The following is a 25,963-nucleotide window of genomic DNA, read 5'->3' on the forward strand; positions in this document are numbered from 1 at the left end:
TCACGCCTCCTTGGCGAGCAGTTCGTCGAGCTTGGCGTAGCCCTCGGTGAGGCCGGTGTTCATGCCGCTCGCCAGCATGCCGTCCCGGGTTTCGAAGTCCTGCACCACACTCAGCACCTGCAGCCGGGTGCGGCCGCCCTCGAGTGCTTCGAGGGTCAGGGTTTCCAGGGCGACGCCGTCGGGCTCGCCGTCGTAGGTGAACGTCCACACGATCCGCTCGTCCGGCCGCACGTCGTGAAAACTGCCGTGGAAGGCGGCGATCTCCTCGCCGTCCCGGTCGTTGGCGAACGCCCACGCGCCACCGGCCCGCGCGTCCCACCGGGTGATCCTCGTGGTGACCGAGTGCGGCCCGATCCACTGCGCGTAGAGCTCGGGGTCGACGTGCGCGCGGAAGACGAGTTCGGGAGGGGCGTCGAACTCCCGGACGATCCGGATCGTCGGGACCCGCCCGTCGGCCTGGATCTCGGTTTCGTGCTTCGCCATGGTCATGATGCGTCCTCGCGGGATCGGGCTTCGTCGCCGGCCATCCGGCCGAGCAGGGCGTCGAGGCGCCGGTAGCGCTCCTCGGCCTGCCGCCGGTACCGGTCGATCCACTTGGTCATCAGGTCGAAAACCTCGGCGTCCAGGTGGACCGGCCGGCGCTGGGCGTCCTTGCTGCGCGTCACCAGCCCGGCCTCTTCGAGCACCTTCACGTGCTTGGAGATCGCCTGGAGACTCATGTCGTAGGGTTCCGCCAGCTCGCCGACGGTCGCGTCCGCGCCCGCCAGCCGGGCCACCAGATCGCGCCGGGTGGGATCGGCCAGCGCCGCGAACACCCGGTTGAGCCGCTCGGTGCCTTCGTCCACCTGTCTTCTCAACTCCTCGGTTGAACAAGAACGTAGAGCGCACCCCGCCCGTTGTCAACCCGGCGGTTGAGAAAGGGGCGGGGGGCCGGGAACCCCCCCCGCCCGTGCCTCAGAAACTGTCCGGAGTGCTGATGCGGCTCCTGACCAGTGCGCCGGACGCCGTCAGCGTGCCGGTGCCGTAGTCGCTGCCCGCGCAGGTCCCCGGGCGCAGGGCGGCGCTGCTTTCGTCCGCGTCGGAGTACGTCCAGTTCGCGTAGCTGATCTTCAGCTGGTCGAGCAGGTCCAGCCAGGCCGTGGTGCTGGCCTGGTCGAGCGTGCCGCCGCCGGTGGCGGTCACCGTGCCGAACTCCGTGACGAACAGCGGCAGCTGCGTGGCGGCGCGGCTGACGGTGGCGCGGTAGTTGTCCTTGTGGCTGGCCGCGTAGAAGTGGAACGTGTACATGATGTTGGTGGCGTTGACCGGGTTGTTGACGATCTCGGTCTCGTTCGACCCGTCGGAGACGCCGAGGGACGACCAGCCGCGGGTGCCGACGATCACCACGGCGTCCGGGTCGGCGGCGCGGATCACCGGGATGACCTGCTCGGCGTAGCTCTTGATGCCGGCCCAGCTCACGCCGTTGGGTTCGTTGGCGATCTCGTAGATCACGTTCTTCCGGGCCGCGTTGCGCGCGGCCACCGCGGCGAAGAACGTCTTGGCGCGGTCGAGGTTGTAGTTCGGGTCGCCGGGGGTGAGGGTGTGGAAGTCGACCACCGCGTACATCCCGCGTTCCTCGGCTTCGCCGACCAGGGCGTTGACCCGGTCGGTGAACCAGGCCGGATTCGTCTCGTACCCCTTCTCCTGCACGTACATGGCGATGCGGAGCAGGTCGGCGTGCCAGTCGTTCGCCAGCGCGTCCAGCGACCGGTCGTTGTAGCAGCTGTCGAACCACTGCAGGCCGTGCGTGCTCATGCCGCGCAGCTGGATCGCCCGGTTCCCCTCGTTGCACAGGTGGACGCCGCAGACGTGCAGCTGCCCGTTCGCCGCCAGGGGAGTGCTCCCGGGGGACGGCGTGGTGGGGGTCGTGCTGGGCGTCGTGGGCGTTGTCGTCGTTCCCGGGCCGGTGGATCCGGTGCAGGTGACGCCGTTCAGCGTGAACGCCGCCGGCACCGGGTTGGCGCCGGTCGTGGTGCCGGTGAAGCCGAGGTCGGTGACGGCGCCCGTGGCCAGCGTGCGGTTCCAGTCGGCGTTGGTGGCGGTGGCGGTGGCGCCGGACTGCGACCAGGTGGCGTTCCAGCCCTGGGCCACCTTCTGGCCGCTGTCGGGGAAGGTGAACTGCAGGGACCAGCCGGTGATCGCGTCGCCCAGGTTGGTGACTTTGACCCCGGCCTGGAACCCGCCCTGCCACTGGTTGGTGATGGTGTAGTCGACCCGGCAGCCCTGCGCGGCGGCCGAAGCCGTCGGCATCAGCAGCAGGCAGGTCGAGCCGAGAACCGTCGCGCCGGCGGCGGCCAGCGCAGCGATGGAGCGCTTCATCGAACTCCCTATGGTCTGGTTTCGAAGGTTTCACCAGGCTGGGAGCGCTCCCAAACAGGAGAACATCCGGTGCCGCGATCCGTCAAGGGCGGCCGGGTCAGCCCAGCCGCGGCAGTTCGCCCCGCGGGCCGGTGCTGAGCGGGGACCACACCGGGGAGCTGTCCGAGCTGGTCCCGACCAGCCGTCCGGGGCCGATGCTCACCTCGCCGGTCGGCCCGGACGACACCTGGTTCAGGCTGGCGGACAGGTCGGCCTCGACGCCGCCGGGCAGCTTCAGCCGGACCAGGAAGGGCAGCACGAACCCCAGCGCCACCAGGCCGACCAGGATCGGCGTCAGGGTGCTGATCACGACCGTGGTCACCTTGTCGGTGAGGAAGAACCCCAGCCACAGCGTGATCAGCAGGCCGCCGGCCACCGCGATCATCGTCGCGCTGCCCGCGAGGCTGTTGCGGGTGATGGCCAGGCTCTGTTCGGCGAGCGTCATCACCCGGCGCGCTTCGATGTGCTCGGGATCGTGGTGCAGGCAGCGCCGGAAGTGGTGCAGGGCGCGGCGGCGGTAGAACGGCCGCGCCTGGGCTTCCGGCCCGCTTTCCCCGGCCTTGTAGGCCGCGACACCCGCGACGTAGTGCGGGTCGGCCTGACCGGCGGCCAGCTCGATCGCCTGCCGGGCGGTGCTGAGCGCTTCGAGGTGCAGGTCACGGCGCTGGGTTTCGTCGCCGCGGCCGATGAGCAGCCGGGCCAGCGCGACGAGCAGCTGCCACCGCGGCTGGTCGCAGTCCTTGCGCCGCAGGGCGTCCCGCAGCACGCGTTCGGCGGCCGGCAGGTCGCCGGGCGACTTGATCAGGGCCAGCGACAGCCCGATGGCCGCGGCGCCCCGGGTCGGCTCGATGACCAGGGCCTGCCGGAAGTGCCGCGCCGCGCGCCGCGCGTCGGCCGGGTCGTCGGGGCCGTCGAAGCCGCGCTGCAGGTAGAGGGCACCCAGTTCGATGTGGGCCTGGCTGTCGTACCAGTTGCGTTCCAGCGCCTTGAGGAACAGGGCTTCGGCTTCTTCGGAGCGGGCCATCTGGGCGAAGAGGGCACCCAGGTCGACGTAGCTCCCGCCGTAGGGATCGATCTCGATGGACCGGCGGAGGTGGTACTCCGCCTGGGGCAGGTTGCCCTGCCGGGCGTAGAGGACGCCCAGGCACGTGTGCGCGAGGTGCCGGCGCGGCGACTCGGCCAGGACGGCGAGGCACAGGCGTTCCGCCTCGTCCTCGCCGTTCGGTTCCCCTTCGTGCACCAGCGTCCACGCGAGGCCGACCATCGCGTCGAGGGACTGGGTGTTCTCGGCGATGGCGGCCCGGAACCGCAGCGCGGCCTGCTCGAAGTCGCCCGCGGTGAAGGCGACCCAGCCGAGGCCGTTGAGGGCGTCGACCCGGCTGCGCGTCCCGACGGCCTGGCCGAGAGCGCGTTCGAAGGCCTCGCCGGCCCGGGTGAGCTCGCCGCGGTCACGGAGGACCCAGCCCCATTCGATGACCACGGTGGTGGCGACGTTCGGGTTCGCCAGCTTCGGCGCGAGCAGCCGTTCGGCTTCCCCGAACCGGCCGAGCGAGCGCAGCGCGGCCGACTTGGCGACCAGCGCCCAGGTGGACCGGGGGGACAGGGCGATGCCCCGGTCGAACCAGGTGAGCGCCTCTTCGTGCCGGTTCTGGGCGTCGCGGAGCTCGCCCATCTCCAGGACGAGGGAAGCGTTGCCGGGCCACAGTTCCAGCGCGGCGGTGAGGGCGGCCTCGGCGTCGTCGTGCCGTCCGGCCATCCGCAGGGCGTTGGCGTGGTTCAGCCGGACGCCGGTGTGCCGGGGATCGAGTTCGAGGGCCTTCTCGTAGACGGCGATCCCCTCCTCCCGCCGCTCCAGCTGCGCGTAGGTCCAGGCGAGCTCGATGTGCAGGTCGAGGTAGTTCGGGCGCTGGGCCAGCTCTTCGAGCAGGATCCGCACCGCCTCGTCGAACCGGCCCAGCCGCCGCAGGCAGAGCAGCTTCCCGCGCAGGCTCGTCCGGTCGGTGGGGTTCAGGGCGAGGCAGGCTTCGTAGTCCGCCAGCGCCTGCTCGTCCTCGTCCAGGTCGGCGTGGATGTCGCCGAGGACCCGCCGGAACCGGAGATCACGGGGGAAGCGTTCCGCGCCCGCCGTGGCGATGGCGATCGCTTCGGCGTGCTCCCGGGTTTCGCGCAGCAGGCCGATGCGGTTCATCAGGACGTCCGAGCGGTCCGGCAGCTGCCACAGGATTTCCCGGGCCTGGCCGGGTGCTTCCGCGCTGCGGAGGTACCAGGTCAGTTCGAGCGACAGCACGATCCGGCCGGGCAGTTCCGCGCAGGCGGCGCGCAGCGATTCCGCTGCCTTCTCCGGGCCGCCGATCGTGTCCTGGACCGACGCGGCCCAGCTGCGGAGCTGGTAGGCGAGCGGGTTGGCCGCCACCGCCAGCCGCGCCGCCCGTTCCGCCTCGACGTGACGCTCCTGCTTCGCCAGCAGCCGGATCCGCCCGATCCACGCCCGCAGGTACCCCGGCCAGCGGTCGTTCATCTCCGTGTAGAGGTCCACCGCCGCGGCGAGGTCGCCCCGGTCTTCGAGCAGCAGCGCCCGGTTCTCGACCAGGTCGGGTGACTCGGGGAGCTTCGCGCACGCCTCCGCGAGCAGCCGCTCGGCTTCGTCGTGGCGGTAGAGCCAGCGGAGCGCCTTGGAAACGTCCACGAGGTACCCGGCCGCGAAGGGAACCAGGTCGCTCGCCCGGCGGAACCACTCCAGCGCCGTTTCGTCGTGGTCCTGGTCGGCATGGATCCAGCCGAGGTCGTTGTGCAGCTCCGGGTCCCCGGGCCGCAGCCGGATCGCCGACCGGGCCACCGATTCCGCCTCGGCGAACCGGTGCGACCACCGCAGGAGGGTGACGAGGCAGGTGAGCGCGGACCCGTCCGCCGGATCGAGGGCGACGGCCTTTTCGGCGACGGTGACGGCGGTTTCGGTCTCGTCGCGGTCGTGCAGCCGCCACGCCTGGGCGACGAGCAGGCTGATGCTGTCCGGGATGGCCGCCAGGGCCGTGCGCAGGACTTCGAGGGCCTCGGTGTCCTGGTCGAGGTGGCTCAGGACGGTGGCCCGCCAGCGGTGGTACAGGGAGCGCTGGGGATCGAGTTCCGCGGCGTGCTCGAACTTCGCCAGCGCTCCGGCGAAGTCCTGGCGTTCGTTGAGCGCGACACCCCACGAGAGGTACAGGCGGCTGGCCCCGGGCAGCTGCCGAACGGCCTCTTCGGCGAGCGTGCACACCTCGTCGTGGCGCCAGGCGTCGTTCAGCGCCCCGAACTTCCGGTAGTGCGCTTCGACGTATTCGGGTTCGAGCTCCAGGGCCTGGTCGAACTTCTCGACCGCGGCGGTGAACCGGCCGGCTTCGGCCAGCGCTTCGCCCCAGGCCACGTACAGCTCGGCCGCGTCCGGGTGGACCTCCAGGGCCTTCCGGGCGGCCGCGGCCGCCTCGTCGGGACGGTTCATCGTCCCCAGCGTCCGGACGCGCACCTCCAGGGCCTCGAGGTGATCGGGCGCGGCGGCGAGCACGGTTTCGAGCTCGTCGAGCAGGTACTTCTCCTCGTCGGTCTCGTCCTCGGCCACCCGGGCCCGCGCGATCCGGACCAGGTGCGCGTCCGGGCGCCGCGCCAGGACGGCGTCGGCGGTGGCCCGGGCTTCGGTGTACCGGCGTTGCCTGCTCAGCCCCGCCACCCGCCACGCCTGCGCGAGTTCATCGGCCGGATCCAGCTCGACGGCGCGCGCGAAGTGCTGCGACGCGACGTCGGTACGGTCCCGCTCGAACGCGATCCGCCCCAGCTCGACGTGGGCGCCGGCGCCGTCCAGCAGCTTCTCGACGGCTTCTTCGGCTTCGGCGTACCGGCACGCCCGGCGCAACCTGGTGACCTGGGCACGGGGATCCAGCGCGTTCACCGGCGTAGTGGACTACACCGGGCGAGGCGCCCGCTTCGGCCGAACGGGTGCTCGCCGGGGCCGAGGTGGACGCGCGGGAGCAGTCGGAGTCCACAGTGGAGAAGTGAGCGGTCAGCCGTCCGGTTCGCCCTGCAGGGCGCGGTTGAGCAGCCGCGCTTCGTGGAGCTGGTCTTCGAGGGTGACGATCCGGCAGGCGGCGTCGACGGCGGTGCCCTGGTCGACGAGCTCCCGGACCCGCGCCGCCAGGCGCAGCTGGTGCCGCGAGTACCGGCGGTGCCCGCCGGCGGACCGCTGCGGCGTGATCAGGCCGGCTTCGTCGAGGCTGCGCAGGAAGCCCTGGGTCGTGCCCAGCATGTCCGCGGCCCGGCCCATGGTGTAGCCGGGGTAGTGCTCGTCGTCGAACTTACCGGGCGGCCCCGGTCTTTCCCGGTCGGGAATCACGTCACCTCCGCATCGGAAAGGACCCCGGGTGCCGTGGGCGGCACCCGGGGTCCTCGAAGGTTGGGTATCACTACTGCCGGCCGGCGTGACCACCGGCCTCCTGCACCCGCGCCGACCGGCGCGGGGATCGCTCATCCGTGACCGAGCACCACCTCCGAACTCGATGGGACTGCGGCACCCGCGCGGCCACGAGCCGCGGCGGGCGATCCAGTGATGTTCCCGTGCCCTTCCTTCCCGTCTGGTCTCTCTCGGTACAGGCAGAAGATTACCTCCGGCTGGGCGCGAATGTCTACCCTCGCCAAGGGAGATTTTCTCTGCGCGGGGACGCGGGACGTTCGGGCCGGGCAGGAGTGCGCAGGCCACGCCCCCGGCGGCCCGGTCGCCGATCGGCGGTGAGACGGGCTCCGTGCGGGCGGCCACCCTCCGCGGTCAGCGGTCGCGGTTGACCGAGCTGATGGCGTCCTGAAGCCGTTCCCGCGCCGTCGAAAGCGAGTCGCGCGCCGCGGGGGCCGACGATTCGGCCGGCAGGCCCACCGGGCCCGGCACCGGGTACACCTGGTGCTCGCCGGGCAGCGGGACACCGGGGCAGATGGTGGCCGCCGGGCGGGCGCCGCCCAGGAAGAAGCCGTTCACCAGATCGTCCACACAGGAATTGCCGCCGACCGCGTACTGGCCGTGGAAGGGCGAATCCGCCACCGAGATCATCGGGATCCCGGCCGCGCGCGCGGCCGCCTCCGCCTGCTCGTAGCCGGTCTGGGGGTCGAACTCGCCCTGGACGACCAGGATGTTCTTCGCGGCACGTGACGTCAGCCTCGGCAGCTCGTGCCGCGGCGGGTCGGACCAGAAACCGCACGCCTCGCTCAGGCCGTACGCCCAGCCGAACAGCGGGTAGGCCGGCCCCTGCAGGTCGCTGAGCAGCTTGTACCAGCTCGCCGTCCGCGTCGGCTGGTCGCCGCACGCCACCGCCAGCCGCGTGCCCGGGACGTCGGCGTAGTCGGGCTCCGGCGGGTCCGCCGCGACGTCGGCGGCGGTCAGCCGGTCCGCCGGCCGGCCGAAAACCGCCCGTGACGCCCGGTCGAGGTCGCTGCGCAGCGCGGTGGGCGGCGGGGCGGCCGTGCCGTCCATGGCCGCCGCGCCCTTCGTGAGGACCAGGGCGCCGGTCATCCACTGCCGGGTGCTGCCGTTGCCGACGAAGACCGAGTCGAAGACGTCCGGCGGCACGCCCTTGGACTTGAAGAACTTGCGCAGCCGCTCCCATTTCGCCCGGACCTCGGCGGCGGTCTTGCCGAGCTGGTCCGGGAACCGCCGGGCCAGCCAGGGTGCGTAGACGCCGTCGAACTGGCGCTGGTCGATCTTCGGGAACGCTTCGAACGCGGCCTGGAGCCGGCCTTCGAAGTTGACGCTGGAGTCGAGGACCATCCTCCCGGCGCGGTCGGGGAACAGCGACGCGTACTTCGCCCCGAGCCAGGTGCCGTAGGAGAAACCGAGGTAGTTCAGCTTCTCGTCGCCCAGCAGCGAGCGGATCAGGTCCATGTCGTGCGTGGTCTGCCAGGTGGTGATGAACGGCGCGAGCGCGTCGCTCTGGCACGCCTCGGCCAGCACGCGCGGGGTCCGCTGGTGCACGGCGATGCTGGCCGCCGAGCGGTCGCGGGCGTCGAGGTCGTCGTCGTCCGCGGGCAGCCGGCCCAGCGGCACGCGGCAGACGTACCCCTTGTCCTCGCCGCCTTCCTGGCCGGTCCCGCGGGGATCCATGCCGATCAGGTCGTAGTGCTCGTTCACCGCCGGTTCCAGGCTCGCCAGCGCGCCGGCCAGCGACGTGCCCTGGCCGCCGGGCCCGCCGGGGTTGACCAGGATCGCGCCCTGCCGGGTCCCGGCGGCCGGGACCCGGCTGATCGAGACCTCGAGGTCGGTGCCGGCGGACGGCGCCGACCAGTCCCGCGGGACGGTGATCCGCGCGCACTGCGCGGCCCGGGCGTGGGCGCCCTGCTTGAAGGGGCAGGCGCCCCAGGTGACTTGCTGACCCCGGTAGGGAGCGAGCGGGTCGGGCGTGGTCGCGGCGGCGGGCGCCGTGGCCGCCACCAGGACCGAGACGGCCACCGCCAGCCCAGCTCGGGACGTTCGCACCGCAGTCTTCCTTCCTCGCGCACCGGCCGGGAAAATCCAATCACGCCCGGTGGGGGAGTGGCAGCACAAAGTCGCGGATCACCGTAAGGATTCCTTCGATCCGGTGAACGCCGCGGTGCAGGTCAGGTGCGGTACGGGCCGTGGTTGCCGAGATCGGGGGCCACCCGCGGCTGCGGCCCGTCCTGGCCGGGCACCGGGGTGACGGCGGGCCGCCACGCCGGGTCCGTCGCGGCCGGCTCGACGACCACCTCGGTGGCCGGCCGGACGTAGGTCTCGGTTTCCCGGTCCTGGAAGTGCTCTTCGACGATCCGGTCCTGGCGGCGGCGGGAGAGCACGGCCAGCGTGAGCACGTGCGCCACGGCCATCAGCAGCAGGAAGACGCCGAGCCGGCCGACGAGCGCGGCCGTCGAGCCCGACCACTGCGGGCCGACCACCGAGAGCAGGGCGAGCACGCCGAACGAGACGAGGTGGAAGACGGTCACCACCATCCAGGCCATCGACCCGGTGCCCTCCCCGCCGTCCGGTCCGCTCAGGTACCGCCGGCCGCCGCGGTAGAGGACCTGGCCGTCCGCCACCACGAACACCAGTCCGATGATCAGGAACCCCGTGAGGTCGTTGTCGGGCATGCGTCTCCTCCTCGTTTCCGGCGGAGTACCCGGCCCGGCCGGGCCGCGGCGGCGATTCACCGGAACGAGCGAACGACCAGCTCACACCCGGGAATCATTCGCGGCTCCCGGACGTCTGAGGGGTGTGAAGAAGATTGGCTTCCTGTCGTTCGGCCACTGGTCGCCGGGCGCGCACTCCGAGACGAGGTCGGCCGCCGACTTCCTGCACCAGTCGATCGACCTGGCGGTGGCCGCCGAGGAGCTCGGCGTGGACGGCGCCTACTTCCGCGTGCACCACTTCGCGCGGCAGGCGGCGAGCCCGTTCCCGCTGCTGGCGGCGATCGGCGCGCGGACGTCGAAGATCGAGATCGGCACCGGCGTGATCGACATGCGCTACGAGAACCCGCTGTACATGATCGAGGACGCGGGGGCGGCGGACCTGATCTCGGGCGGCAGGCTCCAGCTCGGCATCAGCCGGGGATCCCCCGAGCAGGTGATCGACGGCTGGCGGTACTTCGGTTACGCCCCCGGCGAGGGCGAGACGGACGCCGACATGGCCCGGCAGCACACCGAGGTGTTCCTCAAGCTCCTGGAAGGCGAGGGCTTCGCGCAGCCGAACCCGCGGCCGATGTTCGCCAACCCGCCGGGCCTGCTGCGGCTCGAACCGCATTCCGAGGGCCTGCGCGACCGCATCTGGTGGGGCTCCGGCTCCAACGCGACGAGCGTCTGGGCGGCGAAGCTGGGCATGAACCTGCAGAGCTCGACGCTCAAGGACGACGAGACGGGCGAGCCGCTGCACGTCCAGCAGCGCAAGCAGATCGAGGCCTACCGCGAGGCGTGGACCGAGGCCGGCCACGAGCGGGAGCCGCGGGTTTCGGTCAGCCGCAGCATCTTCGCGCTGACGAACGACACCGACCGCGCGTACTTCGGCCGCGACCGCCACTCGCGCGACCAGGTCGGCATGATCGACGAGAACACCCGCGCGATCTTCGGCCGCTCCTATGCCGGGGAGCCCGACGAGCTGGTCCGGCAGCTCAAGGAAGACGAGGCCATCCAGGCCGCGGACACGCTGCTGCTCACCATCCCGAACCAGCTCGGTGTCGACTACAACGCGCACGTGCTGGAGAACATCCTCACCCACGTGGCCCCGGAGCTGGGCTGGCGCTGAGGAACGGCGGCCCGGTGGCGGCCGGGCCGCTCTTCGTCAGCCGTGGGTGACCTTCAGGCCGTAGAACGCGACGCGGGCGCCCTTGGTCGTGCTGTCCGAAGAGGACTGGTTGTACGAGCCGGCCTTGAAGTACTGCTTGTACGCCTTGAACGACGACGGGATGCCGTAGTGCGTCGTGCTGCCGTTGACCGTCAGGTCGATGGTGTTGCCGCCGGAGATGCCGATCGTGTAGGTCCACGTCTTGCCGAGCGAGACGTGGCCGACCGTGTGCGCCGTCTGGCCGCCGTCGGGGGAGTTCTCCGTGCCGAGCACGATGTCGCCGCTCGCCCGGTAGTACAGCTCCAGCAGCGGTTTCGTCGACGAGCCGCCGGTGCCGAGGTGCACCTGGCCGACGCAGACGTTCGACGTCACGGACACCACGCGCAGGGTCGCGCTCAGCTTGTGCGACCCGCTCAGCGACCAGTTCGCGGCCGAGCCGTCGCGGTTCATCTCGCGTAGCTCCGAGCGCGCGTAGTTCGAATTCGGCGTGGTGACGCCCTTCTCCGGCGCCCAGAACGTCATCGCGCCGTCGCGGGTGTCGGTGTAGAAGTAGCTGTCCTGGAAGCCGTTCGGCCCCTGCAGCCGGGACGACGAAATGGTCGTCGGGCTGCCCGGCGAGCCGACCGGCTCCTGCAGCTGCCAGACCGAGAGGTCGAAGTTGCCGCCCGGAGCCACGGACGGATCCGCCGCCAGCGCGGGGGACGCGGTCGCCGCGGCCAGGGCCGGGATCGCCAGGAGGACGAGCAAGGCACGCACACGCATCGTCGAGTGTCCTTTCACGGTAAATGGTCTGGACAACCCGGCGGCGTGGAACTCACGGTAGGTCGGCGCTCACCCCTTGTCAAGATCGCCGCGCACACGAAACGGGCCCGGCCGGAAAACCGGCCAGGCCCGTCGAGGTGGCGATCAGGCGAGGTCGAAGCGGTCCAGCTCCATGACCTTCGTCCACGCCGCGACGAAGTCCGCGACGAACTTCTCGCGGGCGTCGTCGCTGGCGTAGACCTCGGACAGCGCCCGCAGCTGCGAGTTCGAACCGAAGACGAGGTCGACCGCGGTGGCGGTCCACTTCAGCTCGTCGGTCGACACGTCGCGGATCTCGTAGACGTTCTCGTCGGACTCCGACGCCTTCCACCGGGTGCCCGGCGCGAGCAGGTTGGCGAAGAAGTCGTTGGTGAGCACGCCCGGCTTGTCGGTGAGGACACCGTGCGCGGCACCGCCGTGGTTGTTGCCGAGCGAGCGCAGGCCGCCGACGAGGACGGTCATCTCGGGCGCGGACAGGCCGAGCATGTAGGCGCGCTCGACCAGCAGCACCTCCGGCGGCAGCTTCTCGCCGGAGCGCAGGTAGTTGCGGAACCCGTCGGCGCGCGGCTCGAGCGGCTCGAACGAGTCGGCGTCGGTCTGCTCCTGGGAGGCGTCGGTGCGGCCCGGGTGGAACGGCACGGTCGTCTCGACGCCGGCGTCGCGCGCCGCCTTCTCGACGGCGGCCGAGCCGGCCAGCACGATCAGGTCGGCCAGCGAGATCTGCGCGCCGCCGGCCTCGTTGAACTCGCGCTGGATGCCCTCGAGGATCTCCAGGACCTTGCCGAGCTGCTCGGGCTGGTTGACCTCCCAGTTGCGCTGCGGCTCCAGGCGGATCCGGGCGCCGTTCGCGCCACCGCGCTTGTCGGTGGAGCGGAAGCTGGCGGCCGACGCCCACGCCGTGGAAACCAGTTCCGCGGTGGTGAGCCCCGAGTCGAGGACCTTCGCCTTGAGGGCGGCGATGTCGGCGTCGCCCACGAGCTCGCCCTCGACGGCCGGGACCGGGTCCTGCCACAGCTGCGGCTCGGCGACCCACGGGCCGAGGAAGCGGCTGACCGGGCCCATGTCACGGTGCAGCAGCTTGTACCAGGCCTTGGCGAAGGCCAGCGCGAACTCGTCCGGGTTCTCCAGGAACCGGCGCGAGATCGGGCCGTAGACCGGGTCGAAGCGCAGCGACAGGTCCGTCGTGAGCATCGTCGGCTTGTGCTTCTTGTTCGGGTCGTACGGGTCCGGGATGATCTCCGGCGCGTCCTTGGCGACGTACTGCTTCGCGCCGCCCGGGCTGGTGGTGAGCTCCCACTCGTAGCCGAAGAGGATCTCGAAGAAGCGGTTGCTCCACTGGGTCGGCTTGTCGGTCCACGTCACCTCGAGGCCACTGGTGATCGCGTCCGGGCCCTTGCCGGTGCCGTACGTGCTCAGCCAGCCGAGGCCCTGCGCCTCCAGGTTCGCGCCCTCGGGCTCCGGGCCCACGTGGTCGTCGGCGATGCCGGCGCCGTGGGTCTTGCCGAAGGTGTGGCCACCGGCGATGAGGGCGACGGTCTCCTCGTCGTTCATCGCCATCCGGGCGAAGGTCTCGCGGATGAAGTGCGCCGCGGCCTCGAAGTCCGCGCTGCCGCGGGGACCCTCGGGGTTGACGTAGATGAGGCCCATCTCGGTCGCGCCGACCTCGGGCGCCATCTCCGAGTCGCTGACGTAGCGCTCGTCGCCCAGCCAGTCGTCCTCCGGGCCCCAGATGATCTCCTCGGGCTCCCAGACGTCGACGCGGCCGAAGCCGAAGCCGAAGGTCTTGAAGCCCATCGACTCCAGGGCGACGTTGCCGGCGAGCACGAGCAGGTCGGCCCACGAGATCTTCTGGCCGTACTTCTGCTTGACCGGCCACAGCAGGCGGCGCGCCTTGTCGAGGTTGGCGTTGTCGGGCCAGCTGTTGAGCGGGGCGAAGCGCTGGTTGCCGTCCCCGGCGCCGCCGCGGCCGTCGTGGATGCGGTAGGTGCCCGCGGCGTGCCAGCTCAGGCGGATCATCAGGCCGCCGTAGTGGCCGAAGTCGGCAGGCCACCAGTCCTGCGAGGTGGTGAGCACCTCGGTGATGTCGCGCTTGAGGGCGTCGACGTCGAGCTTCGCGAACTCCTTGGCGTAGCTGAAGTTCTCGCCGAGCGGGTTGCCCTTCGGGGAGTGGGCGTGCAGCACGGACAGGTCGAGCTGGTTGGGCCACCAGTCCTTGTTCGTGCGCGGACGGCCACCCGTCTTCGGCTTCGGCGAGTCGATCGCCGGGTTTTCGCTCTCGCTGCCGTGCGAGGTCACCGAGTCGTGCGCGACCGGGCAACCGGCCGCCGCCTTCTTGTCCACGCCCTGCGCGGAGGACGGGTTGTCCTGGGTGGAGCTCATTTACTTCCTTCCGGGAGCGGCGAATCATTTCGGGGACGGTCGGCCGCGCAGTCGGGACAGGTGCCCCAGTAGACGACCTCCGCCTGGTCGATCACGTAACCGTGATCGTCCGAAGCGGTGAGACAGGGGGTGTGGCCGACAGCGCAGTCGACGTCGGCTATCGCCCCGCACGAACGGCACACGACGTGGTGGTGGTTGTCACCCACCCGGGCCTCGTACCGGGCGTTCGCGCCGGCCGGCTGGATGCGCCGGATCAGCCCGGTTTCGGTGAGCGCCCGCAGCACGTCGTAGATCGTCTGGTGCGACACCGTCGGTTGCTCGGCGCGCACCAAGTCGATCACCGTTTCGGTGTCGACGTGGGGATGGTCGCGCAGCGCGGCCAGCACGGCCAGCCGGGGTCGCGTGACCCGCAGCGAGACCGCACGCAGCTGTGCTTCGAAGTCCGACATCGCCGCCGACCCTAGGGCCTTTTCTGGAATGGGTCAAGTTTGCTGCCCGTCCGTGTGGCGCAACCGGGGTTCACGCTGAGTCAGCGGCACGGGTTAGAGTCCCGGGCATGCCGGACACGCAGTACGAAGACCTCCTCCGCCATGTCCTCGACACGGGCGCCCGCAAGGGCGACCGTACCGGCACCGGCACGAGGTCGATCTTCGGGCACCAGCTGCGCTACCGCCTGTCCGAGGGTTTTCCCCTGATCACCACGAAGAAAGTCCACTTCCGTTCGATCGCCTACGAGCTGCTGTGGTTCCTGCGCGGCGACGCGAACGTCTCCTGGCTGCAGGAACACGGCGTCACGATCTGGGACGAGTGGGCGGCGGCCGACGGCGACCTCGGCCCGGTGTACGGCGTGCAGTGGCGCTCGTGGCCGACCCCGGACGGCGGCCACGTCGACCAGATCGCCGAGGTGCTGCGCACGCTGCGTGAGAACCCGGACTCGCGGCGGATCATCGTGTCGGCGTGGAACGTCGCCGACATTCCGCGGATGGCGCTGCCGCCGTGCCACGCGTTCTTCCAGTTCTACGTCGCCGGCGGCGAGCTGTCCTGCCAGCTGTACCAGCGCAGCGCGGACCTGTTCCTGGGCGTGCCGTTCAACATCGCGAGTTACGCGCTGCTCACGCACATGATCGCCGCGCAGGTGGGGCTCGGCGTCGGCGACTTCGTCTGGACCGGCGGCGACTGCCACATCTACGACAACCACGTCGAGCAGGTCCGCACGCAGCTCGCCCGCGACGCGCGGCCGTTCCCCGTGCTCGACCTGAAGCCGGCCGACAGCCTGTTCGACTACACGTACGAGCACTTCGCACTGGAGGGCTACGACCCGCACCCGGGCATCAAGGCGCCGGTGGCGGTGTGATCGGGCTCGTCTGGGCGCAGGCGGCGAACGGCGTCATCGGCCGCGACGGCCGGCTGCCGTGGCACCTGCCGGAGGACCTCAAGCACTTCAAGGAGCTGACCGCCGGCGCCGCGGTGGTGATGGGCCGCCGGACGTGGGAGTCGCTGCCGCCGCGGTTCCGGCCGCTGCCGGGGCGGCGGAACCTCGTGCTGTCGACGACCCCGCAGGAAGGCGTCGAGACGTTCGCCGACCTCCCTTCGGCGCTGGCCGCGGTCGACGGGGACGTCTGGGTGATCGGCGGCGCGGCGGTGTACCGGGCGGCGCTGCCGGTCGCGGACCGGATCGTCGTCACCGAGCTCCGGGAGTCCTTCGAGGGCGACACGTACGCACCCGAGGTCGGGCGCCCGGCGGACTCCGCGGGCGAGTGGCTGGAGTCCTCGACCGGCCTGCACTACCGCTTCCTGACCTGGGGCTGACGACCCGGGCCGTTGCGCTCGCGGGGTGCGGCGCTATACGGTTGGCCAACTAGAACACGTTCCAGTTCCAGCGGCCGGTCGTAGCGAGGAGCGGACATGGCGAAAAGGGCGGCGCGCGGCGACGAGGCCGACTACGTCGTCGTCGGGTCGGGGAGCTCGGGCGCGGCGATCGCGGGACGGCTCGCGCAGGCCGGGGCCAGCGTGATCGTCCTGGAAGCCGGGAAGAGCGACGAGCAGCTGCTGGTCAAGAAGCCCGGGCTCGTCGGACCCATGCACGCCGTGCCGCAGCTCAAGAAGCCGCTCGACTGGGGCTTCTACGGCGTCCCGCAGAAACACGTTCTCGATCGGCGGATGCCGGTGCCGCGCGGCCGGGTCGTCGGCGGCTCCAGCTCCATCAACGGCATGGTCTACGTCCGCGGCAACCGCGCCAACTTCGACTCCTGGGCCGCCGAGGGCAACACCGGCTGGGACGCCGACAGCGTCAACGCCGCCTACAAGCGCATGGAGGACTTCGAAGACGGCGAGAACGCCTTCCGCGGCGCGGGCGGGCCGATCCGCGTCACCCGCGCGAAGAACCCCCAAGAGGGCTCCCTGCAGTTCGTCGACGCCACCGCCGACGCGCTCGGCTGCAAAATCCTCGACGACTACAACGCCGAGTCCCAAGAAGGCGTCAGCCGGATGCAGCAGAACGCCGCCGACGGCCTGCGCTACAGCGCCTCGCGCGGCTACATCCACTACCTCGCGCCCCCGACGCTGCAGCTGCAGGACCGGGTGACGGTGACGAAGGTGCTCATCGAGAACGGCCGCGCCGTCGGGGTCGAGGTCCTCGACCGCGGCCGCCCGCGCACCATCCGCGCCGGCAAGGAGGTCATCCTCTCCGCCGGTGTCATCGGCTCCGCGCAGCTGCTCATGCTGTCCGGCGTCGGCCACGCCGAGCACCTGAAGGAACACGGCATCGACGTCGTCGCCGACCTGCCCGTCGGCGACAACATGCACGACCACATGTTCCACGCCCTGACGTTCCACGTCTCGACCAGCAAGAACAAGGGCACGGCGCCGTACTTCGCCCGCGGCCTGGCCCGGGAGCTGCTGCGCCCCGGCACCACCTTCCTGGCGAACTCCGTCTTCGAGGCGGTGGCGTTCCTGCGGACCTCGCAGGCCGGGGCGATCCCCGACCTGCAGCTGCACCTGCTGCCGTGGGCGTACGTGTCGCCCAACCAGGACGCGCCGATCCGGCACGACGTCGACAAGCGCCCCGCGCTCACCGTGCTGACCACCCTGATCTACCCGAAGAGCCGCGGCACCCTGCGGCTCGCCTCGGCCGACCCGGCCGCGGCCCCGCTCATCGACTTCCAGTACCTGTCCGACCCGGCCGACCTCGAACTGCTCGGCGAAGGCTCGGAAATGGTGCGCGAGATCTTCGCGTCCAAGGCGTTCAAGGGCGCGGTCAAAGAAGAGATCCACCCCGGCAAGGACCTCAAGGGCCAGGCACTGCGCGACGCCATCCTCAACCGCGCGACCTCGGTCTACCACGGCGTCGGCACCTGCCGGATGGGCGTCGACGAGCTCGCCGTCGTCGATCCCGACCTGCGCGTGCGCGGGGTCGAGGGCCTGCGGGTCTGCGACGCCTCGATCATGCCGTCGATCACCGGCGGCAACACCAACGCGCCCTGCATCATGATCGGCGAAATGGGCGCCCAGCTCGTCCTCGGGAGCCGGTCATGACGCTCACGCCGCTCGGCCTCACCCGCCCCGCCTCGGTCACCGGCGCCTTCCTGCAGCAGCTGGTGTCCCGGGTGCCGGGCTCGTCCGGCACGACCTGGAAGCTCACCGAGGTCTACACCGGCGACCTGCTCGTGGAGCTCCCGCAGTCGAGCACCGACGACATCGACCGGGCGTTCGCCGTGGCCCGCGAGGCCCAGCGGAAGTGGGCGGCCACCCCGGTCAAGGAGCGGCTGGCGGTGTTCCGGCGGGCGCACGCGCTGTTCGTCGAGCGGGCGCGCACGATCGCCGACCTCATCCAGGTCGAAAGCGGCAAGAACCGGCGGATGGCGATCGAGGAGACCTGCGACCCGCCGATGGTGATGAGCCACTACCTGAAGCGGGCCGCGAAGCTGCTGGCGCCGACCAAGCGCGGCGGCCCGGTCCCGCTGCTCACGACATCGACCGAGGTGCGGTTGCCCAAGGGGGTCGTCGGCATCATCGCGCCGTGGAACTTCCCCTTCGCCACCGGTGTTTCCGACGCCGTGCCGGCCCTGATGGCGGGCAACGCGGTGGTGCTGAAGCCGGACAACAAGACGGCGCTTTCGCCGCTCTACGGCGTCCGGCTGCTGGAGGAAGCGGGCCTGCCGGAAGGGCTGTTCCAGGTGGTCTGCGGTGAGGGCCCGGACGTCGGGCCGCCGCTGATCGACCGCGCGGACTACGTGATGTTCACCGGCTCGACCGCGACCGGCCGGGTGATCGGCGAACGCGCCGGCCGCAACCTGATCGGCTGCTGCCTCGAGCTCGGCGGCAAGAACCCGATGATCGTGCTGGACGACGCTCCCCTCGAGGAGGCTGTGAAGGGCGCGATCTTCGGCGCGTTCGGCAACACGGGCCAGATCTGCATGCACATCGAGCGGATCTATCTGCCGGAATCCCGCTACGAGGAGTTCAAGACGGCGTTCGTGGCGGCGGCCTCGGCTCTCGACGTCCGCGCGGCGTACGACTTCGGCCCCGACATGGGCTCGCTGGTCTCGGTCGACCACATGCGCCGGGTGAAGTCCCATGTGGACGATGCGGTGGCGAAGGGCGCGACGGTGTTGTGCGGCGGCAAGCCCCGCCCCGACCTGGGCCCGGCGTTCTTCGAGCCGACGATCCTCGAGGGCGTCACCACGGACATGCTGTGCGGCGTCACCGAAACCTTCGGCCCGGTGGTCGCCCTGCACAAGTACCGCACGGTGGACGAAGCGGTCGCGCTGGCCAACGACACGGACTACGGGCTGAACGCGTCGGTCTGGAGCGGCGATGTCGCAGCGGGGTGCGCGCTGGCGGCGCGGATCGAGTCGGGGAACGTCAACGTCAACGACGTCCTGGCGACGGCTTATGCGGCGAAGGGGACTCCGTCCGGCGGGGTGAAGAACTCCGGCGTCGGCGCCCGGCACGGGGACCAGGGGCTGCTCAAGTACACCGACGTGCAGAACCTGGCCGTGCTGAAGAAGCAGGTCATGGGGCCGCGGCCGGGGCAGGGGTACGAAAAGTACGTCGAGAGCATGCTGTCCGGGCTGAAGCTGATGCGGAAGCTGCGGATCCGGTAGCGCTCAGCCGTCCACCAGCAGCCCCCGCAACGGCCCCTGCAGCCGCGCCGCGCGGCGCGAGGCGCCCGGCAGCAGGACCAGCCGGTGGGTCCGCTGCTCACCGCGGCGTTCCCGCTCGGCCTGTTCCTCCGCCAGTGGCCGCCAGAGGTGGTCCACGATGTCCGCCGGGTCGCTCTTCGCCAACTCCGAGACCGGACGCCCGAGGTGTTCGGCCCACAGCCGCAGCCGGGCGGTGCGGGCCACCTCCGGGTCGTCGGTGACGAGGTTGACCTCGGTATCGTTGAACAGCGAATGCTCGTTCAGGTTCGCCGAGCCGACCGTCAGCCACTCGTCGTCCACGATGCCGAGCTTCGCGTGGACGTACACCGGCGCGGACTCGTCGCCCTCGTGCGCGCTGATCGTCGTCGCCAGCAGGCGGTGGTGGCCGTCGTCGGCGTCCAGCAGCCGGCCGAGCTGGCCGCGGGTGGTGTCCGAGCCGTTGCTCGGCTTGCGCGGCAGCAGGAGCACGACGCGGAACCGGTCGTCCGGCGGGTTCTTCAGCTTGCCGAGCAGCACCTCGGCGATCTCCGGCGACCACAGGAACTGGTTCTCCAGGTAGACCAGCCGCCGAGCCGAACGCAGGGCGCGCAGGTAGCCGTCGAGGACGGTGAACTCGCCCTTCGGCAGGAAGTCGTAGGTGTCGTTCGGAATCGTCTTCTGCAGCTGCACGCGGCTGGTACCGGCCGGCTCCGGGACGGCGGGTTCGGGCAGGGCCTCGCCGTCCACCTCCGTCCACCGCCGCCGGAAGTGGACGGCGACATCGGCGACCGCGGGCCCTTCGAGCTTGGCCATGAGGTCGTGCCAGCCGATCGGCCGCGGCGGGTGCTCGGGGCTGTCGTGCCGGTCGCCCTCGAGCGCGGTGAAGTCGACGCCGCCGACGAAGGCGACGGCGTCGTCGACGACCACGATCTTTTCGTGGTGGCAGTGCAGGGTGCGTTCCCGGGCGTCCAGCACGCAGCGCACGCCGGTGCCCTCGGTGAACTTCCGCTGTTCGGACAGCGCCAGCTTCCGCGACGGCTGGAAGGCCGGAAAGGGCGGCCCGGCCCACAGCAGCACCCGGACGGCGACCCCGCGCCCGGCGGCCTCGGCCAGCAGCTCGCGCAGGGTGGGCGAGCCGGGCTCCCGCGTCAGCCGGAAGTCGGCGCTGGCGTGCCAGTTGGCCAGGTGCACGTGCGACTTCGCCCGCCGGATGGCCTCGGCGACGGCGGGCAGCGACTCCTCACCGTCGATCAGCACCTCGACGCGGTTCCCGTCGCGGACGGGGGCCCGGCCCCCGAGCCGGTCCTGGGCGCCGCCGGGCCCGAGCACGTCACCCCACCCGAGCCGGCGCAGCCGCCGCCGGTGGTGGGCGCACAGGACCCGCTCCAGCCCGTCACCGAGCCGCTCGTCCACCTTGTCCACGAAAGAGCGAAACGTCGTCACCCGTCCTATGTCACTACAGATCGGCGGGGTTCGCCGTGCAGTGACGCTGCGCAACAACCTGTGTCGTAACAGTGGATAGTGCCGGGGCGACTCGAACTCCATGGAGCCTTTGGTGCTGAAGGTGGGCACGGCCGTCGTCAGCTCGGCCGTGAAGTCCTGGCTCACCAGCCGCAAGAGCGGGCTCGAACGGGAAAGTTCCCTGGCGGAGCTGGTGCAGGCCCGCGTGGGCGGCGGCTTTTCCCGACGGCGCTTCGACCGGGAGGTCGAAGCCCTGGTCGACGTGGTGTCCGAGCGGCTGCTGCTGTTGTGCCGTCAGGAAGTCCCGGACCTCGACGACGGCGAGCGGTCGGCGGCGCTGGCGGAGGTCGCGGACGCCTTCGAACGCGCGGATCTGGCCGACGCCGACCTGTTCGAGGTCGACGTCGACGCGGCCAAGCTCGCCGATCGCCTGCGCGCCACCCTGCCGGACGCGGCGGAACGCGCGGGCCTCGGCGAAGCCGCTACGTGGTTCTACCGACGGGTCCTCGAAGAGTGCTGCGTCTGCTACACCCGCTTGGTCGTGCACTTGACGCCGTTCGCGGCGAGGGCCGGTGCGGAGCTGCTCGGCCGGGTCTCGGGCCTGGCCGAGCAGCTCGAACGAGTGCTCAACCGGTTGCCGGCGCCTTCCTTGATGGCCCCCGGCGGCACCGCGTCCGACACGGCGTTCCGGTCCCGGTACCTGCGTCAGATCAGCGAAACCCTGGACGACCTCGAGCTGTTCGGCGTGGACACCCGCAGCTACCGGCTCCGCACGACGTTGAGCGTCGCCTATGTGAGCCTGACGGTCCGCGGCACCGGTGCGGAGTCCCGCGGACCGGCCCACGAGATGCTTTCGTGGCGGGCGGACTCGCTGCGGAGCCAGGACGGCTCGGTCCGGGCCGAGCGGGCGCTGGCGGCGGCCGGCCGCCTCCTGGTCCGCGGCGAGGCCGGCTCGGGCAAGTCGACGCTGCTGCGCTGGCTCGCGGTCAACGCCGCGCGGGGGACGTTCCGGGACGAGCTGGCCGGGCTTAACGGGTACGTCCCGTTCCTGATCAAGCTGCGCAGCTACTCCGGCCGCAGGCTTCCTTCGCCCGAGGAATTCCTCGACGGGACGGCGCAGGCGCTGACCGCCCTGATGCCGCCGGCCTACGTCCATCGCCAGCTCGCCTCGGGGCGCGCACTCGTCCTCGTCGACGGCGTCGACGAACTCACCGCCGACGAGCGAGGCGCGGTCCGGGCGTGGCTCAAGGACCTGTGCCAGGCCTTTCCCGAAGTGCGGCTGGTCCTCACGTCCCGCCCGGCCGCGGCCGCGGAGACGTGGCTGAGCGCGGAGGGGTTCGGTTCGGCGTGGATCGAGCACATGAGCCAGGCCGACGTACGTGCCCTCGTCCGCCACTGGCACCGGGCCGTACGCGATGCGGGGAGCATGCCGTGTCCCGAAGAGGAGCTGCCTCGCTACGAGGGCGTCCTGCTCAGCCGCCTGGACGGTAACGCCCACCTGCGGGCTCTCGCGACGACGCCGCTGTTGTGCGCCATGTTGTGCGCATTGAACCTGGACCGTGCCTCGTTCCTCCCGCGCAACCGGCTCGAGCTCTACGTCACGGCGTTGTCGATGCTGCTGGAACGGCGGGACGTCGAGAGGCGCATCCCGACCTCGCTGAAGATCGGCAACCGCGAGAGCCGCCAGCTGCTCCGCCACCTGGCTTGGCGGCTGTCGGTGAACGGCCGGTCCGAGCTGAGCAGGGAGGAAGCACTCAGGCGCCTCACCGAACGGCTCGCGACCATGCCCCGGGTCGGCCACGACGCCGGCGACCTGCTCGAACACCTGGTGCAGCGCAGCGGCATCGTCCGGGAGCCGACACCGGGCCGGATCGACTTCGTGCACCGCACATTCCAGGAGTTCCTGACCGCGGAGGAGGCCGCGGATCAGGGCGATGTCGGCTTGCTGGTGCAGAACGCGCACCTGGATCAATGGCGGGACATCGTCGTGATGGCCGCCGGGCTGGCCAACGCGCCCTTGCGGGAGCAGCTGTTCAAGGGGTTGTTCGACCGGGCCGACGCCGAACCGCGGACCCGGCGGAAGCTCCGTTTGCTTGCCGCGGCGGCGACGGAGTCCGGTCCTGCCCTGACCGTCGAACTCACCGAACGCATGGAAAGCTCACTGGCCGCACTGATTCCGCCGCGGGGGAAGGCCGAAGCCCGGTCACTTGCCGCAGGCGGGGAGGTCTTGCTTCCTCGCCTTCTTGATTCGTCGGCCGATCTGTCGGAGGCCGCGGCAGCGGCTACGGTCCGGACCGCGGCGTTGATCAACGGGCCGGAAGCGTGGCCGGTGCTAGAGAAGTTCAGCCGCGATCCGAGGCCGGGGGTGCAGAAGGAGCTGATCGCGGCATGGCGGTATTTCGATCCGGATGAGTACGCCGCACGTGTCCTCGCCGATGCACCGCTGCTGGACGGGCATCTATGGATTGAGGACCAAGCGCTCTTGCCCGCGGTCCACAGGCTCCGTCAATTGAGCCATCTCAGTGTCAATTTCCGCGACTTCACGGACCTGGGACTGCTGCCTGGCTTTCCGTGCCTGCGCAATGCCCACCTTGCCGGCAACTTCGATGATCTTGCTCCGTTGACGCAATGCACCGGAGTGGAACGGTTGTTGTTGGCGCCTCGTGGCGCGGTCGACCCCCGTACTCTTCTTGATATACCGAGTTTGCGGCACTTGTATTTCTACCCCGGGGCCGGGTCGATATCGGATCTTGAGGTCTTCCGGCCGATGGCAAATCTAATCTCGTTGGGTATAGAGTTTGTCGAGGAGGTAGCTGACTTTTCTCCGCTCGTCGACCTGCAGAGCCTGAACCAGTTGTGTTTGTATTGCTATCCGGACGGAGCCGAATTCAGTTTCCTCGGGAACCTCCCTGCGCTGCGACGGTTGGATCTGGGCCGTCGCGGCAGCAGTGAGAGCCTCGGGGTGCGGGGTGGTTTGCGTCAGCTGGCAATGGACGCTCCTCGGCTCGATGAACTCGGATTCTTGTTCGTTCAACCACTCGATGAACTCGGCGAGATCGCCCGCTTTTCCGCGTTGAACACGTTGTCCATCCGCTATTGTCAAGTCGAAGACCTCAGCCCGCTCGCCACCGTGGAAACCCTTCGGACCCTCCAGATAGTCGCGCCAGTCGACCCGGTTCAGTTGGCGCACATCGCTCGGCTGACCCAGCTGACCACCTTGGAGATCCTCTCGGATTCCGACGACCGAAGAATTATCGACCTTTCCGGACTGGGCAATGCCGAGCTGACCGTTCGCGCCTATCCCGAGAGACACCGGATCGTCGGCGCCGGCCCGAGGATCAAAGTGAAATGGCTCTGAGGCAGCCGTCAGAGGTCGAGCACGAGCCGCGGCGAGCACGCCCGGGACACGCAGAGCATCATCACCTCGTTCTCCAGCCGCTCCTCCGCCGTCAGCACCGAGTCCCGGTGATCCGGCTCCCCGCCCAGCACGCCCGTCTCGCACGTCCCGCACGTCCCCTCCCGGCACGACGACAGCACCGGCACCCCGGCCTCCTCGACCACCTCCAGGATCGACCGGTCCGCCGGCACCGGCAGCACCCGCCCCGAGCCGGCCAGCTCGACCTCGAACGCCGTGCGCGGGCCGGTGTCCGGCTGAGCCGTGAAGCGCTCGACGTGCAGATCGGGCGGCCCCAGCGCCTCCACCGCGGCCAGCAGGGGTTCCGGGCCGCAGCAGTACACCGCCGTTTCCGGACCCGCCGAGGCCAGCAGCGCCGGGAGGTCCAGCAGCCCGTGTTCGTCCTGGGGCCGGAAGGAAACCCGGTCGCCGTGGACCGAGAGCTCCGAGGTGAACGCCATCGACGATCTGGTCCGGCCGCCGTAGACGAGCTGCCAGGGGCGGCCCGCGCGAGCCACCTCGTCCAGCATCGGCAGGATCGGCGTGATGCCGATGCCGCCCGCGAGGAACAGGTAGCGTTCGGCGGCCACCAGCGGGAAGTGGTTGCGGGGGCCCTCCACCCGGACGCGGTCCCCGGCGAGCAGCGAGTCGTGCACGTACGCCGAGCCGCCGCGGCCGGCCGTCTCCCGCAGCACCGCCACCCGGTACGCCGACGCGTCCGCTGGGTCGCCGCACAGCGAGTACTGCCGCACGAAGCCGGGCAGGACCAGGTCGATGTGTGCGCCCGGCTCCCACGGCGGCAGCGACCCGCCGCCGGGTGAGCGGAGGGTCAGCGCCACGACGCCGTCGGCCAGAACTTCCTTGCGGTCCACCAGGAGGTCGAGGGTCATCGGTGTCCTTCGGGGTGGGCGAGCAGCCAGTCCCACAGCTGCACGGGGTCGTCGAACTCGCGCTCGGCGCCGCAGTGGCAGACCGCGCGCAGCCGGTCCGTGCCGAGCACCCAGTGGATCCGGTTGACGCGGTCGCCGGTGAGCATCGGGCGGGTCACGGCGCCACCAGCCGCTGCAGCATCCGGCGGGCCGCCAGGCCGCCGGTGTCGATGTTGATCGACAGCTCCTGGTACCCCTCCGGTTCGGTGGCGATCACCCGCTCGAGGACGTCGAGGGCTTCGACGTCCTGCAGCACCACCGTCCGGTTGTTCTCCGCGAGGAACGCCGACACGCCTTCGTCGTCGAGCGCGAAGTCCCGGGCCACCGCCCAGAAGTCGTGCGTCGAGTGCTCCGTCTCGGGGGTGATGGCGTAGACGACCTCGACGTGGAACGCGTCCGGGTCGCTGCCGTCCGGGTTCGGCACCGACCCGACCGGCGCGATCCGGCTGTGCAGCTTGTACAGGCACGGCGGCGTGTATTCGATGTCCTGCCAGCGCGTGATGCGGCCCTCCAGGCCGGTCGACTTGGCGTAGAACGGCGGGCACGCCGCGTCGGCCATGTGCCGCGAGACGTAGACGATCCCGGCGTCCTCGTCGACCTCGGTCGTGATCGGCGTTTCGGCGACCTCCGGGGTGCCGATGTAGCCGCCGTGCAGGTACGTCTCGTGGGACAGGTCCAGCAGGTTGTCGACCAGCAGCGAGTACCGCGCCTTGAGCGGTTCCATCCCGCAGACCGTGGTGTAGCCCGGCGAGTCGAGCCAGGGCGCCCGCGGGATCGCCGACGCGTCGGCCTTCGCGGGGTCGCCGATGAACACCCAGACGAAGGAGTCCTGCTCCACCAAGGGATACCGGGTCAGCCGCGCGGTCCGCGGCACCCGCGTCTGGCCGGGCACGGCCACGCACTTGCCGTCGACGCCGTAGGTGAAGCCGTGGTAGCCGCAGATCACCTGGTCGTCGACCAGCCGCGAAGGCGCCTGCGACAGCGGGAACCGCCGGTGCACGCACCGGTCCGCCATCGCGGTGACACTCCCGTCGCGCGTGCGCCAGAAGAGGATCGGCTCACCGCAGATGGTGCGGCTGAACAGCTCGGTGCCGATCTCCGAGCCGTAGGCGGCGACGTACCACTGGTCGCGGGGAATGGCGCTCATCGGGTCGTCCTTTCGTGGTGGGCCGGGTCACAGCCT

20 protein-coding genes are annotated in these 25,963 nt (G+C 70.7%); 6 read left to right on the forward strand and 14 right to left on the reverse strand.

Annotation, left to right across the window (positions count from 1 at the left end):
• The 7 genes from AB0J55_RS03830 to AB0J55_RS03860 form a co-directional block, all read right to left on the reverse strand.
• Positions 1-489, reverse strand: a complete 489-nt coding sequence (locus AB0J55_RS03830; RefSeq protein ID WP_364242359.1) for an SRPBCC family protein — start codon at positions 487-489, stop codon at positions 1-3.
• Entirely contained in the window at positions 486-845 is a 360-nt protein-coding gene (locus AB0J55_RS03835) for a metalloregulator ArsR/SmtB family transcription factor (protein WP_364242361.1), read from the reverse strand. The genes AB0J55_RS03830 and AB0J55_RS03835 overlap by 4 nt, the downstream gene beginning before the upstream one ends.
• A 109-nt stretch (positions 846-954) precedes the next feature.
• Positions 955-2,358: a cellulase family glycosylhydrolase gene (locus AB0J55_RS03840; RefSeq protein ID WP_364242363.1), complete on the reverse strand. Its 1,404-nt coding sequence runs from the start codon at positions 2,356-2,358 to the stop codon at positions 955-957.
• Positions 2,359-2,455: 97 nt separating this feature from the next.
• Positions 2,456-6,316, reverse strand: coding sequence for a tetratricopeptide repeat protein (locus AB0J55_RS03845; RefSeq protein ID WP_364242365.1), 3,861 nt, complete (start codon positions 6,314-6,316; stop codon positions 2,456-2,458).
• A gap of 111 nt (positions 6,317-6,427) precedes the next feature.
• Positions 6,428-6,757 (reverse strand): helix-turn-helix domain-containing protein, encoded by a 330-nt coding sequence (locus AB0J55_RS03850; RefSeq protein WP_364242367.1) that lies wholly within the window; start codon positions 6,755-6,757, stop codon positions 6,428-6,430.
• Between the two features lie 429 nt (positions 6,758-7,186).
• Positions 7,187-8,881: an alpha/beta fold hydrolase gene (locus tag AB0J55_RS03855; protein WP_364242370.1), complete on the reverse strand. Its 1,695-nt coding sequence runs from the start codon at positions 8,879-8,881 to the stop codon at positions 7,187-7,189.
• 122 nt (positions 8,882-9,003) lie between these two features.
• Complete coding sequence (locus AB0J55_RS03860; RefSeq protein ID WP_364242372.1) at positions 9,004-9,507, reverse strand: hypothetical protein; 504 nt, start codon at positions 9,505-9,507, stop codon at positions 9,004-9,006.
• Positions 9,508-9,631: 124 nt separating this feature from the next.
• Between AB0J55_RS03860 and AB0J55_RS03865 the strand changes: the two genes are divergently transcribed.
• Positions 9,632-10,654 carry an LLM class flavin-dependent oxidoreductase gene (locus AB0J55_RS03865; RefSeq protein WP_364242374.1) on the forward strand — a complete coding sequence of 341 codons (1,023 nt, stop codon included), beginning with the start codon at positions 9,632-9,634 and terminating at the stop codon, positions 10,652-10,654.
• 36 nt (positions 10,655-10,690) lie between these two features.
• Here AB0J55_RS03865 and AB0J55_RS03870 read toward each other — a convergent pair whose 3' ends face one another.
• From AB0J55_RS03870 to AB0J55_RS03880, 3 genes are all read right to left on the reverse strand, one after another.
• Positions 10,691-11,455: a polysaccharide lyase family 7 protein gene (locus AB0J55_RS03870; RefSeq protein WP_364242376.1), complete on the reverse strand. Its 765-nt coding sequence runs from the start codon at positions 11,453-11,455 to the stop codon at positions 10,691-10,693.
• A gap of 144 nt (positions 11,456-11,599) precedes the next feature.
• Complete coding sequence (katG, locus tag AB0J55_RS03875) at positions 11,600-13,873, reverse strand: catalase/peroxidase HPI (RefSeq protein ID WP_364242379.1); 2,274 nt, start codon at positions 13,871-13,873, stop codon at positions 11,600-11,602.
• A complete protein-coding gene (locus AB0J55_RS03880; protein ID WP_364242382.1) occupies positions 13,870-14,322 on the reverse strand; it encodes a Fur family transcriptional regulator in 453 nt (150 codons plus the stop codon). The genes katG and AB0J55_RS03880 overlap by 4 nt, the downstream gene beginning before the upstream one ends.
• Positions 14,323-14,429: 107 nt before the next feature.
• On the opposite strand from AB0J55_RS03880, the gene AB0J55_RS03885 reads away from it, so the two are divergent.
• The 4 genes from AB0J55_RS03885 to AB0J55_RS03900 all read left to right on the forward strand — a co-directional run bounded on the left by AB0J55_RS03885 (position 14,430) and on the right by AB0J55_RS03900 (position 18,978).
• A complete protein-coding gene (locus AB0J55_RS03885; RefSeq protein WP_364242385.1) occupies positions 14,430-15,227 on the forward strand; it encodes a thymidylate synthase in 798 nt (265 codons plus the stop codon).
• Positions 15,224-15,682 (forward strand): dihydrofolate reductase, encoded by a 459-nt coding sequence (locus tag AB0J55_RS03890; RefSeq protein ID WP_364242388.1) that lies wholly within the window; start codon positions 15,224-15,226, stop codon positions 15,680-15,682. The genes AB0J55_RS03885 and AB0J55_RS03890 overlap by 4 nt, the downstream gene beginning before the upstream one ends.
• Positions 15,683-15,778: 96 nt before the next feature.
• Positions 15,779-17,407 carry a GMC family oxidoreductase N-terminal domain-containing protein gene (locus AB0J55_RS03895; protein ID WP_364242390.1) on the forward strand — a complete coding sequence of 543 codons (1,629 nt, stop codon included), beginning with the start codon at positions 15,779-15,781 and terminating at the stop codon, positions 17,405-17,407.
• Positions 17,404-18,978, forward strand: coding sequence for a succinic semialdehyde dehydrogenase (locus AB0J55_RS03900; RefSeq protein ID WP_364242393.1), 1,575 nt, complete (start codon positions 17,404-17,406; stop codon positions 18,976-18,978). Before AB0J55_RS03895 ends, AB0J55_RS03900 begins: the two co-directional genes overlap by 4 nt.
• Positions 18,979-18,981: 3 nt before the next feature.
• Here the strand turns inward: AB0J55_RS03900 and AB0J55_RS03905 are convergent, their stop codons facing one another.
• Entirely contained in the window at positions 18,982-20,439 is a 1,458-nt protein-coding gene (locus AB0J55_RS03905) for a phospholipase D family protein (protein ID WP_364242396.1), read from the reverse strand.
• Positions 20,440-20,551: 112 nt separating this feature from the next.
• Here AB0J55_RS03905 and AB0J55_RS03910 point away from each other — a divergent pair, with 112 nt between their 5' ends.
• On the forward strand, positions 20,552-23,815 hold the full coding sequence (locus tag AB0J55_RS03910; protein ID WP_364242399.1) for an NACHT domain-containing protein: 3,264 nt from the start codon (positions 20,552-20,554) through the stop codon (positions 23,813-23,815).
• Between the two features lie 8 nt (positions 23,816-23,823).
• On the opposite strand, the gene AB0J55_RS03915 is transcribed toward AB0J55_RS03910, so the two are convergent.
• Genes AB0J55_RS03915 through AB0J55_RS03925 form a run of 3 tightly spaced genes read right to left on the reverse strand, consistent with a single transcriptional unit; the run spans position 23,824 to position 25,927 of the window.
• Positions 23,824-24,741, reverse strand: a complete 918-nt coding sequence (locus tag AB0J55_RS03915) for a PDR/VanB family oxidoreductase (protein WP_364242402.1) — start codon at positions 24,739-24,741, stop codon at positions 23,824-23,826.
• Positions 24,738-24,899, reverse strand: a complete 162-nt coding sequence (locus tag AB0J55_RS03920; protein WP_063749421.1) for a hypothetical protein — start codon at positions 24,897-24,899, stop codon at positions 24,738-24,740. Before AB0J55_RS03920 ends, AB0J55_RS03915 begins: the two co-directional genes overlap by 4 nt.
• A complete protein-coding gene (locus AB0J55_RS03925; protein ID WP_364242405.1) occupies positions 24,896-25,927 on the reverse strand; it encodes an aromatic ring-hydroxylating dioxygenase subunit alpha in 1,032 nt (343 codons plus the stop codon). Before AB0J55_RS03925 ends, AB0J55_RS03920 begins: the two co-directional genes overlap by 4 nt.
• Positions 25,928-25,963 lie beyond the last annotated feature (36 nt).

This window comes from Amycolatopsis sp. NPDC049688 (assembly GCF_040674975.1).
Classification (GTDB): domain Bacteria; phylum Actinomycetota; class Actinomycetes; order Mycobacteriales; family Pseudonocardiaceae; genus Amycolatopsis.